The following is a 16,528-nucleotide window of genomic DNA, read 5'->3' as shown; positions in this document are numbered from 1 at the left end:
AGTTATCTTTTTCGCTGATAGGAAAACGCAGCACTTTTTGGGGGGAGTCGGCGGGTTTGTTTCGCGGTGATGCCATTTTAATGAGGACAGGTTATAATGAAGGCATCATTTTTCAGGAACGGGGGAAGTCTAATGAAGGAGCATGTGATCCGCGGAAGAGTGAGCAAAGTCAACAATACCTTTGTCGTCAGCATCCCCGCCGAAGCCCGGGAATCGCTCCGTCTCGAAATAGGAGATGAATTAGAAGCAGCGTATGATCAGGAAGCAGGCACGATCGAGTACAAAAAAAGCAGAAAGCCGCGTTCCCTTCCGGAAGGAGTGCGTCCGGATACGGAAGAGGCGATGAACCAAGTGATGTCCCGCTATAATCATGCTCTGCGGAATTTGAAAGATCGGTAGAATCCTCTCTTCGGAGGTTCATGCCGGAAAAATTGTGATATCTTTCGGGAAAGACACGTTTTCTTCCTGCAATGAATGCACCTATCATTCTTTTGACCTTAAAAAGCAGCAGGCCGCTGATGAGCCTGCTGCTTTTCGTTCGTTGCTGGAGGTTTTTTTCGGCGGGTTGAAAAACGTTCACTTCTCTTCGGAAAACGTCCGTAACTCAACGCTGTACGTTCACAACTCCGGGGTGAACGTCCGTAACGGAGCTGCCGGTGCCCACTTCCTTCAAAAGGTATCACTCCGCCGCGCAAAAACGCACCTATCTCCCGGAAAACGTCCACTTCTCCCCGAAAAAGGTCCACTACCGCCACCAGCAACCTCCAGAGACCGGCCGCCAAAACCCCCGACGGCCCCGCTGATCCAATCAGCACACGGTTCGAAAGCAGATGGCGGGCGCAGTTCAGCCCGCGGTTTCCCTAACCCGCTCACTCCGCTTCTGCCCGTACGAGTTCGAGGCCACGGGCGATGCGGTGGACGTTTTCGGCGAGGCGTCCGGCGAAAAGCAGCTCGCGCGGGTCAGGGGTGCGGCTGCTGTCGGGGCCGGCGAGCGTGGAAGCGCCGTACGGCGTGCCGCCGACCGCGTCGGCCGTTAAGTATTCAGGATTCTGCGTGTAGGGAAGCCCGACGAGCACGAAACCGAAGTGAAGCAGCGGCACCATCGTCGTCAACAGCGTCGACTCATGCCCGGTATGGATCGAGCCGGCGCTGGTGATCACGCCGGCCGGCTTGCCTTCCATACTGCCATCCGCACAGAGGCTTCCCGCCTTCTCCAGAAAAAATTTCACCTGCGACGGCATCATGCCGTAGTACGTCGGAAAGGCGAGCACCAGCCCGTCCGCCCGGCGGAGGTCCTCCAGCTCCGCTTCCGGCGTCCCGGTCTGGTGCTCCCGCTGTGTCTCGTAGCGCTCCCTCCGGCTGCCGAACGAGGAAGCCACACCGGCCGACGACGAAACCGGATCCGACGCAGCGGCCGGCACCTCCTCGTTCCATTCCGGAATGCGCCGGAGCCGTGCGCTGCCTTCCACCGCGGCGGCCGCCGCTTCCGCCATCGCCTGACAGTGACCGTAGGCGCTGTAGTACAGGACGAGAATCTCAGCCATACTGCGGCGCCTCCGTCCGGCCGAGCGCCGGCGAAAACTGCGTGCTGCTTGAAGTCGACGCCACCCAGCTGCCGTGATGATACACCCCCCGCTCCTCCGGAAGCGACGCGAGCGCTTCACCGAGCGAGAACGCATCGACGATCATAAACGACGCCTTCTCCCCGGGATGAATGCCTTCCGGAAGCCCCATCATCTCCTTCGGCACCCGGCTGATCATCTCCGCGAGCGTCTTCCAGTCTTCCGGACTGACCATGTGCGCCGCATAGCCCGTCAGCTGGGCAATCTGAAGCAGGTCGCCCCGGCCGAATGGATGGAACGGATCCACCACATTATCCGAAGCGGAAGCAAGCGGAATGCCCGCATCCAGAAGCTCCCGGATACGCGTCGTTCCCCGCCGGACGAGCCCGCGGTCCTCTCTTCCCTGCAGGTACATATTCGCTGCCGGAAGCGTCACCGCCTGAAGGCCGGCCGTCTTCATCAAACGGATCATCTCCGCGGCCTCGTCCTCCGGCACCGCGCTCAGCGAGCAGAGGTGATCGACCGTGACGCGGCCCTCCATGTGATGCAGCATCGTTTTCGCCGCAATGGTCCGGACGGTCTGCACGGAGGGGTCGTCGCTTTCGTCGGTGTGCACGTCGATCGGAAGCCCCGACTCCCGGGCGTAGTGAAACAGCGCATCAATCGCCTCTTCCGGCGCTTCACTCAGGTGCGGCGCCCCGCCGAGGCCGTCGATATTCATCGCCGTCACCTTCTCGATGCGCCGGTGGTCCTCCTTGTTGTACGGGAAAAACGGCAGCATCGGATAAATCTCGATCGTCATCCACGGCGCAAGCTCCTCCTTCAGCGCCAGCGCACAGCGGATGCCCCGGAACGTCGTCTCCTCATCGGCACGCGTATGAAAATCAATGTGCGTCCGAATCGCCGTCGTTCCGAACGAAAGCGCACGAAGCGCCGTTTTCCGCATCCGGGCGAGCATATCCTCCTCCGTCACCCCCGGGGCAAACTGCGCATAATTCGCCACCGCCTCCCCGAGCGTCCCGCTTTCATTCCCGACACTCGCGTACGTATGCGACTTATCCAGATGCATATGCACATCCGCCGCCGACGGAAGCAGAAGCCGTCCGCCCGCATCGACCACACCCGCCGCACCCGGGAGCGCCCCCGGCGACCACGCATCCGCAGGCCCCGGCTCATGCGGCACCACCGCCTGCACCACCCCGTCCGTCACCGTCACATCCACACAGCCACGGACCGGATCCAACACATTTTTTATCTTCATACACCTACCCCTTCCTTGGAAAATGACGTTTCTTCCGGGATCGTTTCGACAAGGACCGACCCGCCCCGCACCACCCAGCGCGGCTTCGGCTGCAGGCGCAGCGCATCCGCTGCCCCGGATACCGGTAAAATGATACAGTCCCCGGGAGCACACGGTTCCAGCGTTCCGTTCTGCCCCATAATCTGTGCGCCTTCTGTCGAGATCATGCGGATCAGCTGCCGCATTTCCTCAGCGGACGTCAGCTGGGCGGCGTGTGCCAGCATATGGGCGGCCTGCAGCATCGAGGCACTTCCGAGCGGATAGAACGGACTTTTCAGATCGTCGTGGGCACAGGCAGTCGGGATGCCTGCCTGAAGCAGCTTCCGGACTGGCATAATCCCGCGTCCGGCGGGAGATCCGGGCGTTCTCCCGATCACTGCGGTATTGATAAGCGGGCAGACGACGAGACGGATCGCTGCCTCTTTCAGCTGCGGCAGCAGACTCGCCATTACCGCGTCATCGTAATGCTCCATCGCATTGCAGTGGCTGAGCGTTACGCGCCCCTGCATGCCGCGGCGGATCGTTTCACCGGCCGCCGTTTCGATAAAGCGCGACGACGGATCGTCGGTTTCGTCACAGAAGATGTGGACGTCCGTGCCGTAAACCTCGGCTGTATCAAAGCAGAACGCAAGCGAGTCCCGCCCGGCTTGAACAGATGCTTCCAGATGCGGCACGGCACTGAGCGCATCCACGCCAGCTGCTGCCGCCGCTTCGAGCTGCCGCTTTCTTTCGGATGAGGAAAGCCCCTGCTGCGGAAAACCCGTCAGCTGAAGCTGAAACGACGGAGCGACGCGCTCTTTCAGCGCCAGAAGCGCCGGGAGTGCCGTCTGCTTCGGGTCGGAAATATCGACCATGGCGCGCGCAGCGAGAACGCCGTTTGCCATCAGCTCCCGGATGACGGTTTCCGCGCGTGCGGTGACGTCTTCTTCCGTCAGTTCCTGCTGCAGCCGGCTCCAGATCGAAATGCCCTCCTGCAGCGTCCCGCTTTTGTTTTCTTCTTCCTCCTGCAAAAGCGCCGTGTCCAGATGAATATGCGGCTCGACAAACGGCGGAAGCACGAGGCCGCCCGCCGCATCGAGCACGTCTGCGCCGGCGGGAGCCGTGCCCTCGTGGCGGGTGAACACACCGTCCTGAATGAGGAACGGCGCCGCCTCTCCATCGAGCGTGACGCCGTTTGTTATCCAGAGTAGAGACATGCGGCTTCCTCCTTCGGCTGCGTGCCTTTCGTCTTGCCCGGATTCAGCAGGTTATCCGGATCGTTCTGCTGCTTCGCCTGACAGATTTTTTCGACCCATTCGTCTTTGCCGCCTTCTTCCAGCAGGTACGTGTGCGGGCTGCTGACACGCATGCCGATGTCGCGCATCGCATCCATCATGGCGTACAGCCGTGCGGTCGTCGTGTAGCGGACGATGAGCTGGGAGCTTGGGACGAGCATGCCGCCTGCGCGGATCCACTCCAGGTGAAACACGATCTCCTCCCCGAACGCTTTCTGCAGCGCGCGGATCTGCTGGCGGTACGAGTGCGGCGTGAACCGCGCCTGAATGTACGTATCCCCGGGATGCTTTTTCAGCCACCACAGCGTCACGTGGTTCCAGACGAAATCGCTCAGCCGGATGCTGGACGAAGCATCACTGCCGGTATGCACGGCCTGGTGTACGGCAGCCGCGTGCGCCGCCTCTTCCAGACCGCCGGGGGACGTCTGGTATAAAACAGCTGCCTTTCCCGGCACGAGCCGCTCCTCCCAGCCGGTAAAGACTGCCGGTACCGGCGCTTCCACGACGGAGACGACGCGTTTTTTTATGTCCGAGCGGGCAAGATGCTCAGCAAACCCCGTAGCATCAGCAAAGGAATCAAACTGTGCCCAGCCGTCCACCCAGTCCGTTTTCGGCGCGAGCGCCAGCTCCACGTCGAGAATGATGCCGGAAATGCCGTAATGGTGGATATATGCTTTTAGTTCCCCGCCGCGGATGTGAAGCACGCGCGGCGTTTTTTCCATCGTTAAAATCGTCAGACCGAGGACATTCCCCTCATCCCAGAGCGTGCCGTACGTAATCGACCCGATCCCGCCGGTGCCCCCGGCGATAAACCCGCCGAGCGTCGACGTCATGAGCGTGCTCGGGAAAAAGCGGAGCTCCAGATCCTGCTTCCGCAGCTCCCGCTCCAGCTTTCCAAGACGGATGCCGGCCTGAAACCGGCCGATGTCTCCATCGATGGAGAGGATCTGGTTCATTTTCGTCATATCGAGCAGAATCCCGCCGTACAGCGGCACGATCTGGCCGTAGTTGCCGCTTCCTCCCCCTTTTGGAACGACGGGAATGCGCCGGTCCGCCGCGAATGCAAGCAGCCTGGTCACTTCCTCTGTGGAAGCGGGAAAACAGACGCAGTCCGCAGACGCGCCTTCAAGCTCTTCTTTCAGCACCGGCGAATACCAGAAGTAGTCCTTCGACTGTTTCTGCACCTGTGTCTCTTTTGTCAGCATGCGCATATCCGGAAATGCCTCTTCCAGTTCCTTGATCCAACCTGTCTGCATCGCGGTTCCTCCTCTTTTGTGCCGTGCTTGTTCCTGCTTTTTGCAGGGGCGGGCGGTTTTCAGCCCGCGGTCTCCGGTTCTCTTTCCGTTACGGCGGGCCGCCGCTAGGCTTCGTGCTGGTGCAGCTCTTCGGAGATGGTGCCGACCCAGTCGCTGAATTCCGGGGAGCTGCGGAACCGTTCGTTCCGCTCGTAGTCCGGGATGCGGTGTACCTTCGTGATGCGTCCCGGGCCGGCGGACATGATGGCCACTTTCGTCGATAAAAACACCGATTCAAACACGTTATGTGTAATAAACAGGACGGTCATCTCCGTCTTCTGCCAGATCCGCAGCAGTTCGAAATGAAGGTTCTGGCGCGTCATTTCATCGAGCGCGCCGAACGGCTCATCCATCAGCAGAAGCTTCGGTCGCGCGGTGAGTGCCCGCGCGATGGAGACGCGCATCTGCATGCCGCCGGACAGCTCGCGCGGAAGCGATTCCTCGTAGCCGCTCAGCCCGACGAGATCCACCGCCTCCTGTGCTTTCTCACGCCGCTCTTTTTTGCCGACGCCTTTTAATTCGAGCGGCAGCGCCACGTTATCGAGCACCGGACGCCACGGAAGCAGCGTTGCGTTTTGGAAGACGAAGCCGATATCCTCTTTCGAAAGCTCTTCGCCGTTCATTTCAATCGAGCCGCTCGTCGGTTCACTGAGACCGGCGATCAGCTTAAAGATCGTCGATTTCCCGCACCCGGAAGGGCCGACGAAGGAGTAGAATTCGCCTCGCCGGATTTCGAGGTTCACGTTCTGCAGGGCGGTCGTGTCGTTGGCGTAGACTTTGCCGACACCGGTGAGGGTCATCTGGACGGGGGTCTGGACAGCTGTATTCATGAGAGGGCCTCCTCTTTTGGCTTCGTCTGTTTCACGTGAAACGTGCTCATTTCGGCAAATACCCCGGCGAGCTCTCCGCCGAGGCGCTCGAGAATGATGCCTCCGGTTTCTTTCGTCGCACGCGCAGCGTCTCCGGACGTGCCGCACGCCGTTAAGTCATCCGCTGTCCAGGCAGCGGCCGGGCTTCCTTTAATGTCGATCACTGCATGCGGCGTGTACGTTTCCGACGGCGCCTTCTCCATATCCACCCACCGGGATTCAAGCGCGAGGATCAGCGATGTTTCCACTTCACCGCCGTGAATGCCGAGGCGGAGCTCGTCTTCGCTGATCAGTCCTTCAAGGGCTGCCCGGCCGTCCATGGCGTTCACGCGGAACACGTCCAGGCCGGTGTCGATGCGGATCTCACGTCCCATCATGTTCAGCAGGTCGTTGTTGCCGCCGTGCGAATTGAATAAAATGAGCCGGGAAAAACCGCTCTCCTTGACGCTTCTGGCAAGATCCATAACGACGTGCTGCAGCGTCTCCGCCGTCAGCGTCATCGTGCCGGAGTGGCCGAGATGCTCGGTGCTTTTGCCGTAGGCGAGCGGTGGCAGAAACCAGACGTCTGTATCGGCTGAAAGCACTGCCGAGGCTTTCTGCAGCAGTCCTTCTGCGATCATCGTGTCGGTGTAGACCGGAAGATGCGGTCCGTGCTGCTCCACCGCGCATACCGGCAGAACGACGGCTGCGTTCGTTTTGTCCAATGCCTCGATATTCCGCGTGGTGAGCGCCGGCAGAAACCGGCCGCTCCACGCTTCGTGATGATCATACATCCCAGCGCCTCCTCTGGCTTTACTCGTTTTTCCAACGGACGTGTCTAAACGATCAGTCAATAAAATCAGAAACAAACACGTCGGATGCTTCCATGCCGCTTTCAATGACGCCGAGTTCGGTCAATTGATCAATCAGCTGCTGCCAGCGCTCTTCGCTCATGTAGCCGACGCCGTTTTCCACGGCATCTCCGCCGTAGACGTGCTCGTCCATCTGCTCGGTTGCATATTCCATCTGGTCGGTGGAGCTGTCGTTATCCGCCAGATCGTGCACGTAGTCATACACCGATTCCGGATCCTCCTGGAACTGCTCCCAGCCGCGCACTGTCGCATCGACGTAGGCCTGGACGAGCTCCGGATTCTCCTCGTAAAATTCCTCGGTCGTAAACAGGACGTCGCCGTAGTTCTCATAGCCTGAGTCGGAAATGAGCAGCGTGCCGACATCGACCCCTTCCTGATCGAGGTAGTACGGCTCGGACGTGATGTACATCTGGGACGCGGCGTCGCTGTTGGAGACAAATGCCGACTGGTCGCCGCTGTATACCGCGTTCTGCTCCTGCTCAATGTCGGTGGAGGCGACGAGGTACTCCCAGTAGCCGGCGCCGGCGCTCGTAAAGATTTCGAAGTCTCCGGCGAGGTCGTCAAAGTCCGACACGTCATGCTCGCCGTGGTACATAATGCCCTGCAGGCTTTGCTGGAAATTGGCCATCACCGCCACGAGCGGAATGCCCTCCTCGATGGCCAGCAGCACCTCATCGCCCTGTGCCATACCGATCTCGGCGTTTCCGGACGCAACGATCGATACCGAAGACACTTCCGGTCCGCCGGGATCTGTCGTCATGTCGATGCCTTCTTCTTCGTAATAGCCTTCCATATCCGCCATGTACTGCCCTGCACTCTCAATCTGCGGGAACCAGCTCGTCACCTGCGTCATTTCTGTCAGTTCCGCCGATGTGTTTTCCGTCTCATCGGCCTGTGCACTTTCCTCGACCGTATCGTTTTCCCCGCCGCATGCACTAAGGACCGCCACTGCCATCAAACCTGTCACCGAAACCAATACCTTCTGCTTTTTCATCTGTTCATTCCCCCTGGATTTAATGTAAAGTCAGTCCTGCTTCAGCTCGGAGTCATGCCACGAGCGGAGAAGCCGGCTGGAAAAATAGTTGACGGTCAAGAAAAACACAATCCCGAACACCGATGCTGAAAGCCCGAGCGTAAACAGGTACGGCGTCTGCAGCCGGGATGCGGCCACGGTAATCGCGTAGCCGAGCCCCCCGGATCCGCCGGAGCCACCCGCAATATACTCCCCGACGATCGCCCCGATGACCGCGAGTGTACACGAAATCTTCATGCCGCCGATGATGAATGGCAGCGCCGCCGGAAACCGAAGCTTCCACATCACCTGCCAGCGCGATGCATTGTACAAATGAAACAAATCCTTCATGTTCTTCTCCGTCGCATTCAGCCCGATCAGCGTATTCGACACCATCGGGAAAAACGCAATGATAAACGCAATCATCATAATCGCATTAAGCCCCGAGCCGAACCAGATCACAATAATCGGCGCAATCGCCACCACCGGAATCGTCTGCAGAATAATCGCGTACGGATACAAGCTCCGCTCCACCATCTTCGAACTGGCCATCAACACCGCCGCCCCGATGCCCAAAACGACGCTCGCGATAAAGCCGACAACGGAAGACAGCATCGTGGACAGAACCGCCGTCTGCAGCCGTTCTGCGTTTTCCGCTGCCGCGATAGCAATGTCGGTCGGTGCCGGCAGAATATACGGCGGCACGCCGGTGATCATGACGACCGCCTGCCAGAGCAGGATCCCGATCAGAAAGGCCGCGGCCGGCGGAAGCACCCGTCCGCTGATCTCTCGTACTTTTCCGGTAAAGCGCCCCGCCTCTGTCCGTTTCTGTCCGGCTGTATCCAAACGCTCCTGCTTCACGGTATCTGTTGCTGCCACACTTTCCTGGCTCATGAATCATTCCTCCTTAAAAGTCGTTCCCCGTCCTTACGAGGACTGCTTTGCGCTGAGCGCTTCGTCCCGCACGGCTTTGTCCGGGAGCTTCCCCTGATTCAGCAGCTGATACGGATCGTTGGTTTCCTTGCGCTGCCGGATCTCCTCGAGCTGGAGGTTCCAGCCCCCGGCGCCGAGCAGGCAGGTGTGGGGATCGTGTGTCGGTGCGCCGATGTCGTTGAAAAAGGCGATGACGTCATACAGCTGTTCTTTGGATGTATAGCGGACGAGCGGCAGGGCTGCCGGAAGGAGCGTGCCTTTGTCCCGGAGCCATTCAAAGTGAAACAAAACGTCCTCCCCGAACCGCGCTTTGATCGTGTCGATCTGGCTTTTGTAGGTGTCGGGGGAGAAAAAGTTCTGCAGGTACGTCCACTGCGGGTCGGCTTTCAGCGCCCAGAGTGTCGTATGGTTCCACGTAAAGTCGGAAATGCCGAGGCCTTTCCGATAGGAGGCAGCGTCGGATTCATAGACCGGACGGCCGCCGGAGGCTTCTGCGAGCTCCCGGACGTCTGTCCGCTCCGTTTCGGACGTTTCCGTGAAAACGAGGTGATCCTCCCCGGCGATGCTCTTTTTTAACGGAAGGAAGAAGTCACCGATGCCTTTTTCCATCGTACTGACGAGCCGCTTTCGGAGGGCGCCTGCGGCAAGCTCCTGGGAAAACGTAAGCGCGCTGTCGAAATCCGGAAACGAGAAGATCGTCTGCTCCCAGTCGGTCTTCGGCTTCAGCGGGATCGTCACTTCCAGCAGCAGTCCGTTCACGCCGTAGCTGTGAATGTAGTGCTGCAGCTCTTCCCCTTCCACTTCCAGAAGCCGCACCTCGTCTTCGACAGTCATGACGACGGCAGAGAGCACGTTGCCGTCCCAGAGATTGCCCCACGTCACCGAGCCGATACCGCCCGATCCGCCGGCGATAAAGCCGCCGATCGACGCTTTGGCAAAGGTGGACGGATAAATCGTCAGCTCCTGATTCGTTTCCGCTGCTTCCTTTTCAATCTGTTTGATTTTCGTGCCGGCCTGCACCCGGGCTTTTCCTTCTTCTATATGAAGAATCTGATTTAATCCGCTTAAATCGACGACGATGCCGCCGTTCAGCGGAATGGCCTGCCCGTAGTTTCCGGTACCGGCGCCGCGCACCGTTACCGGCAGGCGCGCTGTCGCTGCTGCTTCGAGCGCACGTTTTAATGTCTGATACGACTGCGGCCGGATGACCGCCTCCGCCCGTTTTTCGCGAAGTTCTTCGGCAAGTACCGGCGAATACCAGTAGTAGTCTTTGGAGAGCTTTTCCACCTGCGTGCTCTCCCGCACGATCTCTCCTTCGTCCATGACGGACGCTATTGCTTCGATCGCTGTCATTGACTCCAGCCCCCTTTTGATTGTGCCGGCCGGAACCGGTCTGTTGAACTGTCCTCATCGTATGGCACAACGGCCGACGGGTCATTGTGCAGAATGTCCAAGCACAGCCGTTCAATTGTGAAAATAGTCAGTCAATTTAAAGGGCACGGAGATTTTCTTCCGTACCTCTTCCAGACAACCCGGATCATGTATGCGCTTCCTTTTTCAGGGGCTATTTCCGTTTCCATACCAAAAACGCCGGCATCACGGGTTTCCCCGGATACCGGCGCCTTTTCTGCCGATGGAAGAACAGCGCCATCCACTGCTGCTGATGCGGTTGTCATATTCTCTTGCAGAAAAACATAGCGTTTTTTTGGAACGACAGCGGAAAACAGAATGCGGGTTCTGTTTCGGCAGGGTGAAAAACGTTCACTTCTCTTCGGAAAACGTCCGTAACTCCGCGCTGCACGTTCATAACTCCAGGGTGGACGTCCGCAGCGGAGCGATCGGCGTCCACTTCTTTCAAAACGTATCACTCCGCCGCGCAAAAACGCACCTATCTCCCGAAAAACGTCCACTACCCCCAACGTTCAGAGACCGGCCGCCGACTCAATCTGTTCACGGTTCGAAAGCAGCTGGCGGGCGGCATCCAGCCCGCGGTCTCCTCTCCGCCCTCATGCATCCAGCGCCGGCTGCCCTTTCTGAAGCACCGCTTCCATGTCGGCCGTTTCCAGCGGCCGGCTGAAATAATAGCCCTGCATGCTCGTAATCCCATGCTTCAATAAGAAATGGTACTGCTCGTCATTTTCGATGCCTTCTGCCGTCACGTGCACATCGAGCTCCTGAAGCAGGCTGTTGATGCCGACGAGCACGCTCGCATTGAACGCATCGTACGGAATGTTTTCCATAAAGCTCCGGTCCATTTTCACTACATCGACCGGCAGATGGCGGAGCCCGTACAGCGACGCCGTCCCTTTCCCGAAGTCATCCAGCGCCGTCCGCACGCCGCGGCGGCTCACTTCTTCAATGAACGTAACGAGATCCGAGTCATCGTAATGCACCTCGCTCTCGGTAATCTCCATCTGCAGCTTCTTCGGGGAAACGCCGGTTTCCGAAAGCACTTCATCCAGCACGGTCAGAAACGACCGATACTCCGACAGCTGCGCCTTGGAAACGTTCATCGACACGTACAGATCCGGCCGTTCCTGCTCCTGCCAGCGCTTCAGCTGCCCTGCACTTTCCCGGAGCACCCAGCGGCCTGCCTCATGAATGACGCCGCTCTCCTCCATCAGCGGAATAAACTGATTCGGAAACACCTCGCCGTACACTGGATGACGCCAGCGGAGCAGCGCCTCGGCTCCCTGGACCTTTCTGCCGCTTTCATAAATCGGCTGGTATACGAGCCGCAGTTCCCCGCGGGAGAGCGCCTTCACCAGATCCCGCTTCAGCGTCTCCCGCCGCGTAAATCCATCGGCAAGCTCCATCTCCGCATAGACGGCCGCACGCGCTTTCCCCGTCTGCTTTGCCTCATACATCGCCTGATCCGCCGCCTGCAGAAGCTGCGACAGCGCCTCCGCATCCGCCGGGTACGACGCCACCCCGACGCTCGCCGTCACCGACGTCACCACCGAACCAAACCGGTACTCCCGGCTCACCACATCCACCAGAAGCGCCCCCGTCTGCTTCAGCCGATCCACCGGCGCCGCCTGCGTCACCACCACAAACTCATCGCCCCCGACACGCGCGAGCATCGCCTCCTCCCCATCAAAAAACGCCCGGATCCGCCGCGCCGCTTCCTGCAGCAGCAGATCCCCCGTCTCATGCCCCCACGTATCATTCACCTGCTTAAACCCATCCAGGTCGAAATAAAACAACGCCGCTTTTCCGTGCTTTGCCGTAAAGTCCGTGAATGTGTGCGTGAGATAAAAGCGGTTCCCGAGCCCGGTCAGCTGGTCGTGGTACGCCAATTCCGTAATCTCTTCGTGGGATTTCTGCAGCTTCTCGAGCATGCTGTTGATCTCCTTTTCCAGATCCTGCGTTTCAATGAGGCGCGAGGGAACATGGATCCGCGTTCTCGTCCCGCGGCGCTGATCCAGCTGCACGTCCTGAAGCTGCAGTGCCACCTGCGAAATCGGCCGGACGACGTACTTGCGGGTGAGAAGCAGCACGAGCAGAAGTACGCCGAGAAACACGATGCCTGCTGTCTGTTTCAGCTGCTGCAGGTGCTCCAGCTGGGAGTTGTAAATCGTCTGATTTCCGGCGATGCTCAGTTCGAGCGGCTGTCCCGCGTCCTGCGTCTGCAGGCGGTACGTCCGGCTGATCCGGTCCGATGCGGCCACCGCATCCCCGCGCGCAGCAGACTCGGCTGCAATATCGATCGACAGAAGCTCCCCGAGGTTTTCAATGTACGTTTCATCCAGCATCCGGCTCATGATCATCATGCCGGCCGGGTCCGACCCGTCGTTTCTCGTAATCGGATGCACCGCCGCCATCATCATGCCGTCTTCTGCAGCATGAATGACGACCGGATCCCCTTCCTCCTCGTGCTGACGGAGAATGGCTTCCGCCGTTCCGCTTCCGGGCAGACCGGTTTCGTAGTAGAGCGCTCCTGATTCATCGAAAAACGCTGCATGCTGCACGCGGATATTTTCCAGCATCTCTTCTTCCAGATTCATGTCAATATAGTCGTCGTTTTCGTTCCGGATGAAGTCGTGTGTCTCGTTCCACTCCGACCAGTCAATCAGCTGCCGGTGCAGCGCTTCCTCTTCCAGCTCCAGAAAATTCGCCGTCCGGCCGACATTTTCCTCGAGCACTCGTGCGTCGTTTTCCTTCGCTTCCTCCAGCAGCATCGGTGACCCGACGCCCTCCACCACAATCACTCCGCCGAGGCAGAGCACCGCCGTCAGGAGCAGTACCATCGTCCTTATTTTCATGAGCTGCGCCCCGCTTCCCCCATTATTTCAAGTTATATCGGCATAAATCGACATAATTGTTAGTCCTTTGGAGGATAATTATGTATTTTTATTATTGGTATTACTTCGTGAACCCAGAGAAAGGGGAAAAAGTAGCTTCTTTCGATAGAAGCTTTCGCAGGGCGCCGGTGGTACACTCATATCACTATAATCGAAAGGAAGGGTGCGGCGTGAACAGCTACTGGATGCGGTGTACCTATTCGTCGTCAAACGGATTTGTCAGATACGGCGTTTCCGGAAGCGGTCCGCCGCTTGTCCTCATTCACGGAACGCCCTGGTCGTCGTTTAACTGGCGCCACATTATACCGGGGCTGAGTGAATTTTTCACCGTGTACTACTACGATCTCCTCGGCTACGGAAAGTCCGAAAAACCCGAGGGAGATGTGTCCCTCGGGGTGCAGCATGATCTATTCAAGGCGCTGTTAAACGAATGGCAGCTCGAGGAGCCGATCGTCATCGGGCACGATTTCGGCGGAACGACCGCCCTCCGCACACATCTGCTTCACGGCGTGCCGTACAAAAAGCTCGTCTTGATCGACCCGGTTGCCATCGGTCCGTGGGGATCGCCGTTTTTCACCCACGTTAATCAGTACGAGGCCGCCTTCCGCGGACTGCCGGATGCGATGCACGAAGCGCTCGTTTCCACGTATGTCCAGGGGGCCATGTACCAGCCGATGCCGGAGGATACGCGCCGGGGCATTCTCCATCCGTGGCTCGGCAGCACCGGCCGGCCCGCCTTCTACCGGCAGATTGCCCAGGCCCGGCAGCGCTACACCGACGAGATCGAGCCGCTGTACGCCTCCATCCGGATGCCGACGCTGATCCTCTGGGGGAGAGAGGACGAATGGATTCCGGTGGAAAAAGGGCGCGCACTCCACAGCCGCATTCCGGGCGCATCGTTCTGCATCATCCCCGACGCCGGCCACCTCGTTCAGGAAGACCAGCCCGCCGTCCTGCTCGGGAAACTCCTGCCGTTTCTGCTGGCGTAGGGAGCGGCCGCCGGAAACCCCGGCGGCTGTTTTTTGTCTCTGCAGGGCGTTTAATGAGCCAGCATTTCCTCCCGGATTTCTTCTGCGTTCATGGAAGCCGGGTAGTACGTCGGCCAGTTGGTGACTTCATCCAGCAGCGCTTCCCGGTCGTCTCCCCAGTAGAGGTGGAAGTGGTGGGCATCTGTCGGGAATATCGCGTGGTCGCTGAACTGGATAAATGCCGGCATCTCGTCATCGCCGTCTTCCTTCGCGAATATGTAGCGGACACCTCGGTTTCCTGCTTCGTAGGTAAGTACTTCATATCCATCGTACGCATAGGCGGCTTCCATTTCTGAATCCCCGGTTCGGAACGTGAACGTGCCGTCCTGAATATCGATCTCATCCACATCGGTCTCGTATCCGGTCTCGTAATACTCCGTGTAGTCCTCTGCAGTCATCGTTTCATCTTCTTCCGCTTTCTGCTCCATCACTGCTTCCAGTTCGCCTTCCTGAAGGTAGGGATAAACCGACTGCCATTCCCCTTCCCAGTCTGTCAGTGGCCGGTCCTCTATCTGCTCATCCTCAAAGTATCCGTCGTAGATCGCCTGGTCCTCGTCATCATGACTGTGATCGTGGTCATGATCGTGATTATGATTGTCATGATCATGATCGTCGTGGCTGTGGTTGTTGTCATGCTCGTGGTTATCTTCATGTTCATGATCGTGGTTGTGGTTATTTTCGTTATCATGGTCATTTTCAGCTTCGTTCTCTTCCTGAGTGCCGGAGTTGTTTTCCTCCTCATTCTCCTCTCCGGCTTCTTCTTCCTCTACGTCGTTCCCGGCCTCCGCTTCTTCTGCTTCGGCATTATTTCCACTGTCTGTGCTGTTTTCCTCTTCCGTTCCGCAGGCGGTTAGAGCCAGCGCCAGTACAGAGACAGAAAGGAACAAAGATTTCTTTTTCATTTTTACCACTCCTTAAATCGAAATCATTACGATTTATAAGTATAGTGGTTCTTTTACACAGATGCAAGAACTTATTTTTCCCAGCATCTGCATCACCCTGTCCAACCCCCCGCGTTTTCCCATGTACGAAAAAAGAGACCCGCACCTCTTCAGGCACGGTTCTCTTTTTCACATGTCCACTTCCTGCCTCCGTCTGGCTTCCCGCCAGCGGTGCAGCAGAATAATGGCCCAGATGAAGCCGGTGATCGACATGACGTAGTACACGGTAAACAGCTCGCGGTCGAGCGTCGTCAGCATGCCTTCGACGCCGATCAAAAACAGCAGTCCGGCAGCGGCAAGCATCGTGACAAAACGGGTGACAGCATTCACGAAAAGCACCTCCCGTGGATGGTAAAAACGGCCGGCGTTCCTGATGTTATTCCGTTACCCGTTTTCCTCCGAATCATGCCGGCAGGATGAAAAAGACATCGATCGGCTCAGTTACGATTCCCTGCTGCCGGACTTTCCCCAAAAATAGAGAAATCCGGCGGCGGAACCGATGCCGAGAAGCGAGAGTACCAGCTGCATGCAGCCACCTCCTTTTAAAAATACGTTGTCCGGAAAGGATTCGAACCTCCGACCTACGGCTTAGGAGGCCGTTGCTCTGGCCAGTATACTTACAGCCGGAGCGGCCATTCCATTTTCCGGCTTTTCGTTGTTAGCCCCAGTGATTCGTAGAAGGCGACGGCCTCCCGGTTGGCGTCTGACACGCCGAGCTCCAGACAGTCGACGTCCAGCTTCCGGGCTGCCTCCCGGGCATGTTCCATCAGCAGGCGGCCGATTCCCTGCTTCCGATAGGCAGAAGCGACGCCCAGGCTGTGAATCATCAGAAACGTTTTGGCATGCACAAATGTATTTTCCTCCACTTTTCCCTTTTCTGCCGCAAGAAAACCGGCGATGCCGCCATCCGCTTCGGCCACCCAGATGTATTCCTCACCGCTCCGGATCTGACGCTCGAACGCAGCTTTCTCCACCGGGGCGGGGGTGTCCCGGTAAATGTCGGGGCGGAGCCGGACGTGCACGTCGTGAACCTCCCGGAAGAGCGGGAGAAGTGCTTCATAGTCCCGTATGTCTGCGGTACGGATGACCGGTTTCATCCCACCTGCAGATGTTCCATGTATGGCTCTATTCTAATTTGTGTCATCCGCTTTCCTCCTTT

Annotated in this window: 15 protein-coding genes; 2 read left to right on the top strand and 13 right to left on the bottom strand. The window is 58.4% G+C overall.

Annotated elements, in window-relative coordinates; translation table 11 throughout:
* Window positions 1-132 precede the first annotated feature (132 nt).
* A complete protein-coding gene (locus C6I21_RS03600) occupies window positions 133-399 on the top strand; it encodes an AbrB/MazE/SpoVT family DNA-binding domain-containing protein (RefSeq protein WP_181186069.1) in 267 nt (88 codons plus the stop codon).
* 470 nt (window positions 400-869) lie between these two features.
* Here the strand turns inward: C6I21_RS03600 and wrbA are convergent, their stop codons facing one another.
* From wrbA to C6I21_RS03540, 10 genes are all read right to left on the bottom strand, one after another.
* Window positions 870-1,544: an NAD(P)H:quinone oxidoreductase gene (wrbA, locus tag C6I21_RS03590; RefSeq protein WP_105958074.1), complete on the bottom strand. Its 675-nt coding sequence runs from the start codon at window positions 1,542-1,544 to the stop codon at window positions 870-872.
* A complete protein-coding gene (locus C6I21_RS03585) occupies window positions 1,537-2,823 on the bottom strand; it encodes an amidohydrolase family protein (protein WP_105958073.1) in 1,287 nt (428 codons plus the stop codon). Before C6I21_RS03585 ends, wrbA begins: the two co-directional genes overlap by 8 nt.
* Window positions 2,820-4,058 (bottom strand): amidohydrolase family protein, encoded by a 1,239-nt coding sequence (locus C6I21_RS03580; RefSeq protein ID WP_105958072.1) that lies wholly within the window; start codon window positions 4,056-4,058, stop codon window positions 2,820-2,822. The genes C6I21_RS03585 and C6I21_RS03580 overlap by 4 nt, the downstream gene beginning before the upstream one ends.
* The gene (locus tag C6I21_RS03575) at window positions 4,040-5,392 is read right to left on the bottom strand and encodes an FAD-binding oxidoreductase (protein ID WP_105958071.1); all 1,353 of its coding nucleotides are present in this window, start codon (window positions 5,390-5,392) and stop codon (window positions 4,040-4,042) included. The genes C6I21_RS03580 and C6I21_RS03575 overlap by 19 nt, the downstream gene beginning before the upstream one ends.
* Window positions 5,393-5,496: 104 nt before the next feature.
* On the bottom strand, window positions 5,497-6,261 hold the full coding sequence (locus C6I21_RS03570; RefSeq protein WP_105958070.1) for an ABC transporter ATP-binding protein: 765 nt from the start codon (window positions 6,259-6,261) through the stop codon (window positions 5,497-5,499).
* Window positions 6,258-7,073, bottom strand: coding sequence for a creatininase family protein (locus tag C6I21_RS03565; RefSeq protein WP_105958069.1), 816 nt, complete (start codon window positions 7,071-7,073; stop codon window positions 6,258-6,260). Before C6I21_RS03565 ends, C6I21_RS03570 begins: the two co-directional genes overlap by 4 nt.
* 52 nt (window positions 7,074-7,125) lie before the next feature.
* Entirely contained in the window at window positions 7,126-8,145 is a 1,020-nt protein-coding gene (locus C6I21_RS03560) for an ABC transporter substrate-binding protein (RefSeq protein WP_245411527.1), read from the bottom strand.
* A gap of 30 nt (window positions 8,146-8,175) precedes the next feature.
* Entirely contained in the window at window positions 8,176-9,057 is an 882-nt protein-coding gene (locus C6I21_RS03555) for an ABC transporter permease (RefSeq protein WP_105958068.1), read from the bottom strand.
* Between the two features lie 33 nt (window positions 9,058-9,090).
* Window positions 9,091-10,449 (bottom strand): FAD-binding oxidoreductase, encoded by a 1,359-nt coding sequence (locus C6I21_RS03550; protein ID WP_105958067.1) that lies wholly within the window; start codon window positions 10,447-10,449, stop codon window positions 9,091-9,093.
* Window positions 10,450-11,102: 653 nt separating this feature from the next.
* On the bottom strand, window positions 11,103-13,346 hold the full coding sequence (locus tag C6I21_RS03540; protein ID WP_181186068.1) for a putative bifunctional diguanylate cyclase/phosphodiesterase: 2,244 nt from the start codon (window positions 13,344-13,346) through the stop codon (window positions 11,103-11,105).
* Between the two features lie 224 nt (window positions 13,347-13,570).
* Here C6I21_RS03540 and C6I21_RS03535 point away from each other — a divergent pair, with 224 nt between their 5' ends.
* Entirely contained in the window at window positions 13,571-14,389 is an 819-nt protein-coding gene (locus C6I21_RS03535) for an alpha/beta fold hydrolase (protein WP_210200629.1), read from the top strand.
* Window positions 14,390-14,439: 50 nt separating this feature from the next.
* Here C6I21_RS03535 and C6I21_RS03530 read toward each other — a convergent pair whose 3' ends face one another.
* From C6I21_RS03530 to C6I21_RS03520, 3 genes are all read right to left on the bottom strand, one after another.
* Window positions 14,440-15,330, bottom strand: a complete 891-nt coding sequence (locus C6I21_RS03530) for a metal-binding protein ZinT (protein WP_105958064.1) — start codon at window positions 15,328-15,330, stop codon at window positions 14,440-14,442.
* A gap of 168 nt (window positions 15,331-15,498) precedes the next feature.
* Window positions 15,499-15,699, bottom strand: a complete 201-nt coding sequence (locus C6I21_RS03525; protein WP_105958063.1) for a hypothetical protein — start codon at window positions 15,697-15,699, stop codon at window positions 15,499-15,501.
* Window positions 15,700-15,986: 287 nt separating this feature from the next.
* Window positions 15,987-16,466, bottom strand: a complete 480-nt coding sequence (locus tag C6I21_RS03520; protein WP_105958062.1) for a GNAT family N-acetyltransferase — start codon at window positions 16,464-16,466, stop codon at window positions 15,987-15,989.
* Between the last annotated feature and the right edge of the window lie 62 nt (window positions 16,467-16,528).

The organism is Alkalicoccus urumqiensis, assembly GCF_002993335.1.
GTDB classification, from domain to species: domain Bacteria; phylum Bacillota; class Bacilli; order Bacillales; family Salisediminibacteriaceae; genus Alkalicoccus; species Alkalicoccus urumqiensis.
Note: the sequence above shows the minus strand (reverse complement) of the source record. Positions and strands in the feature narration are given on the sequence as shown.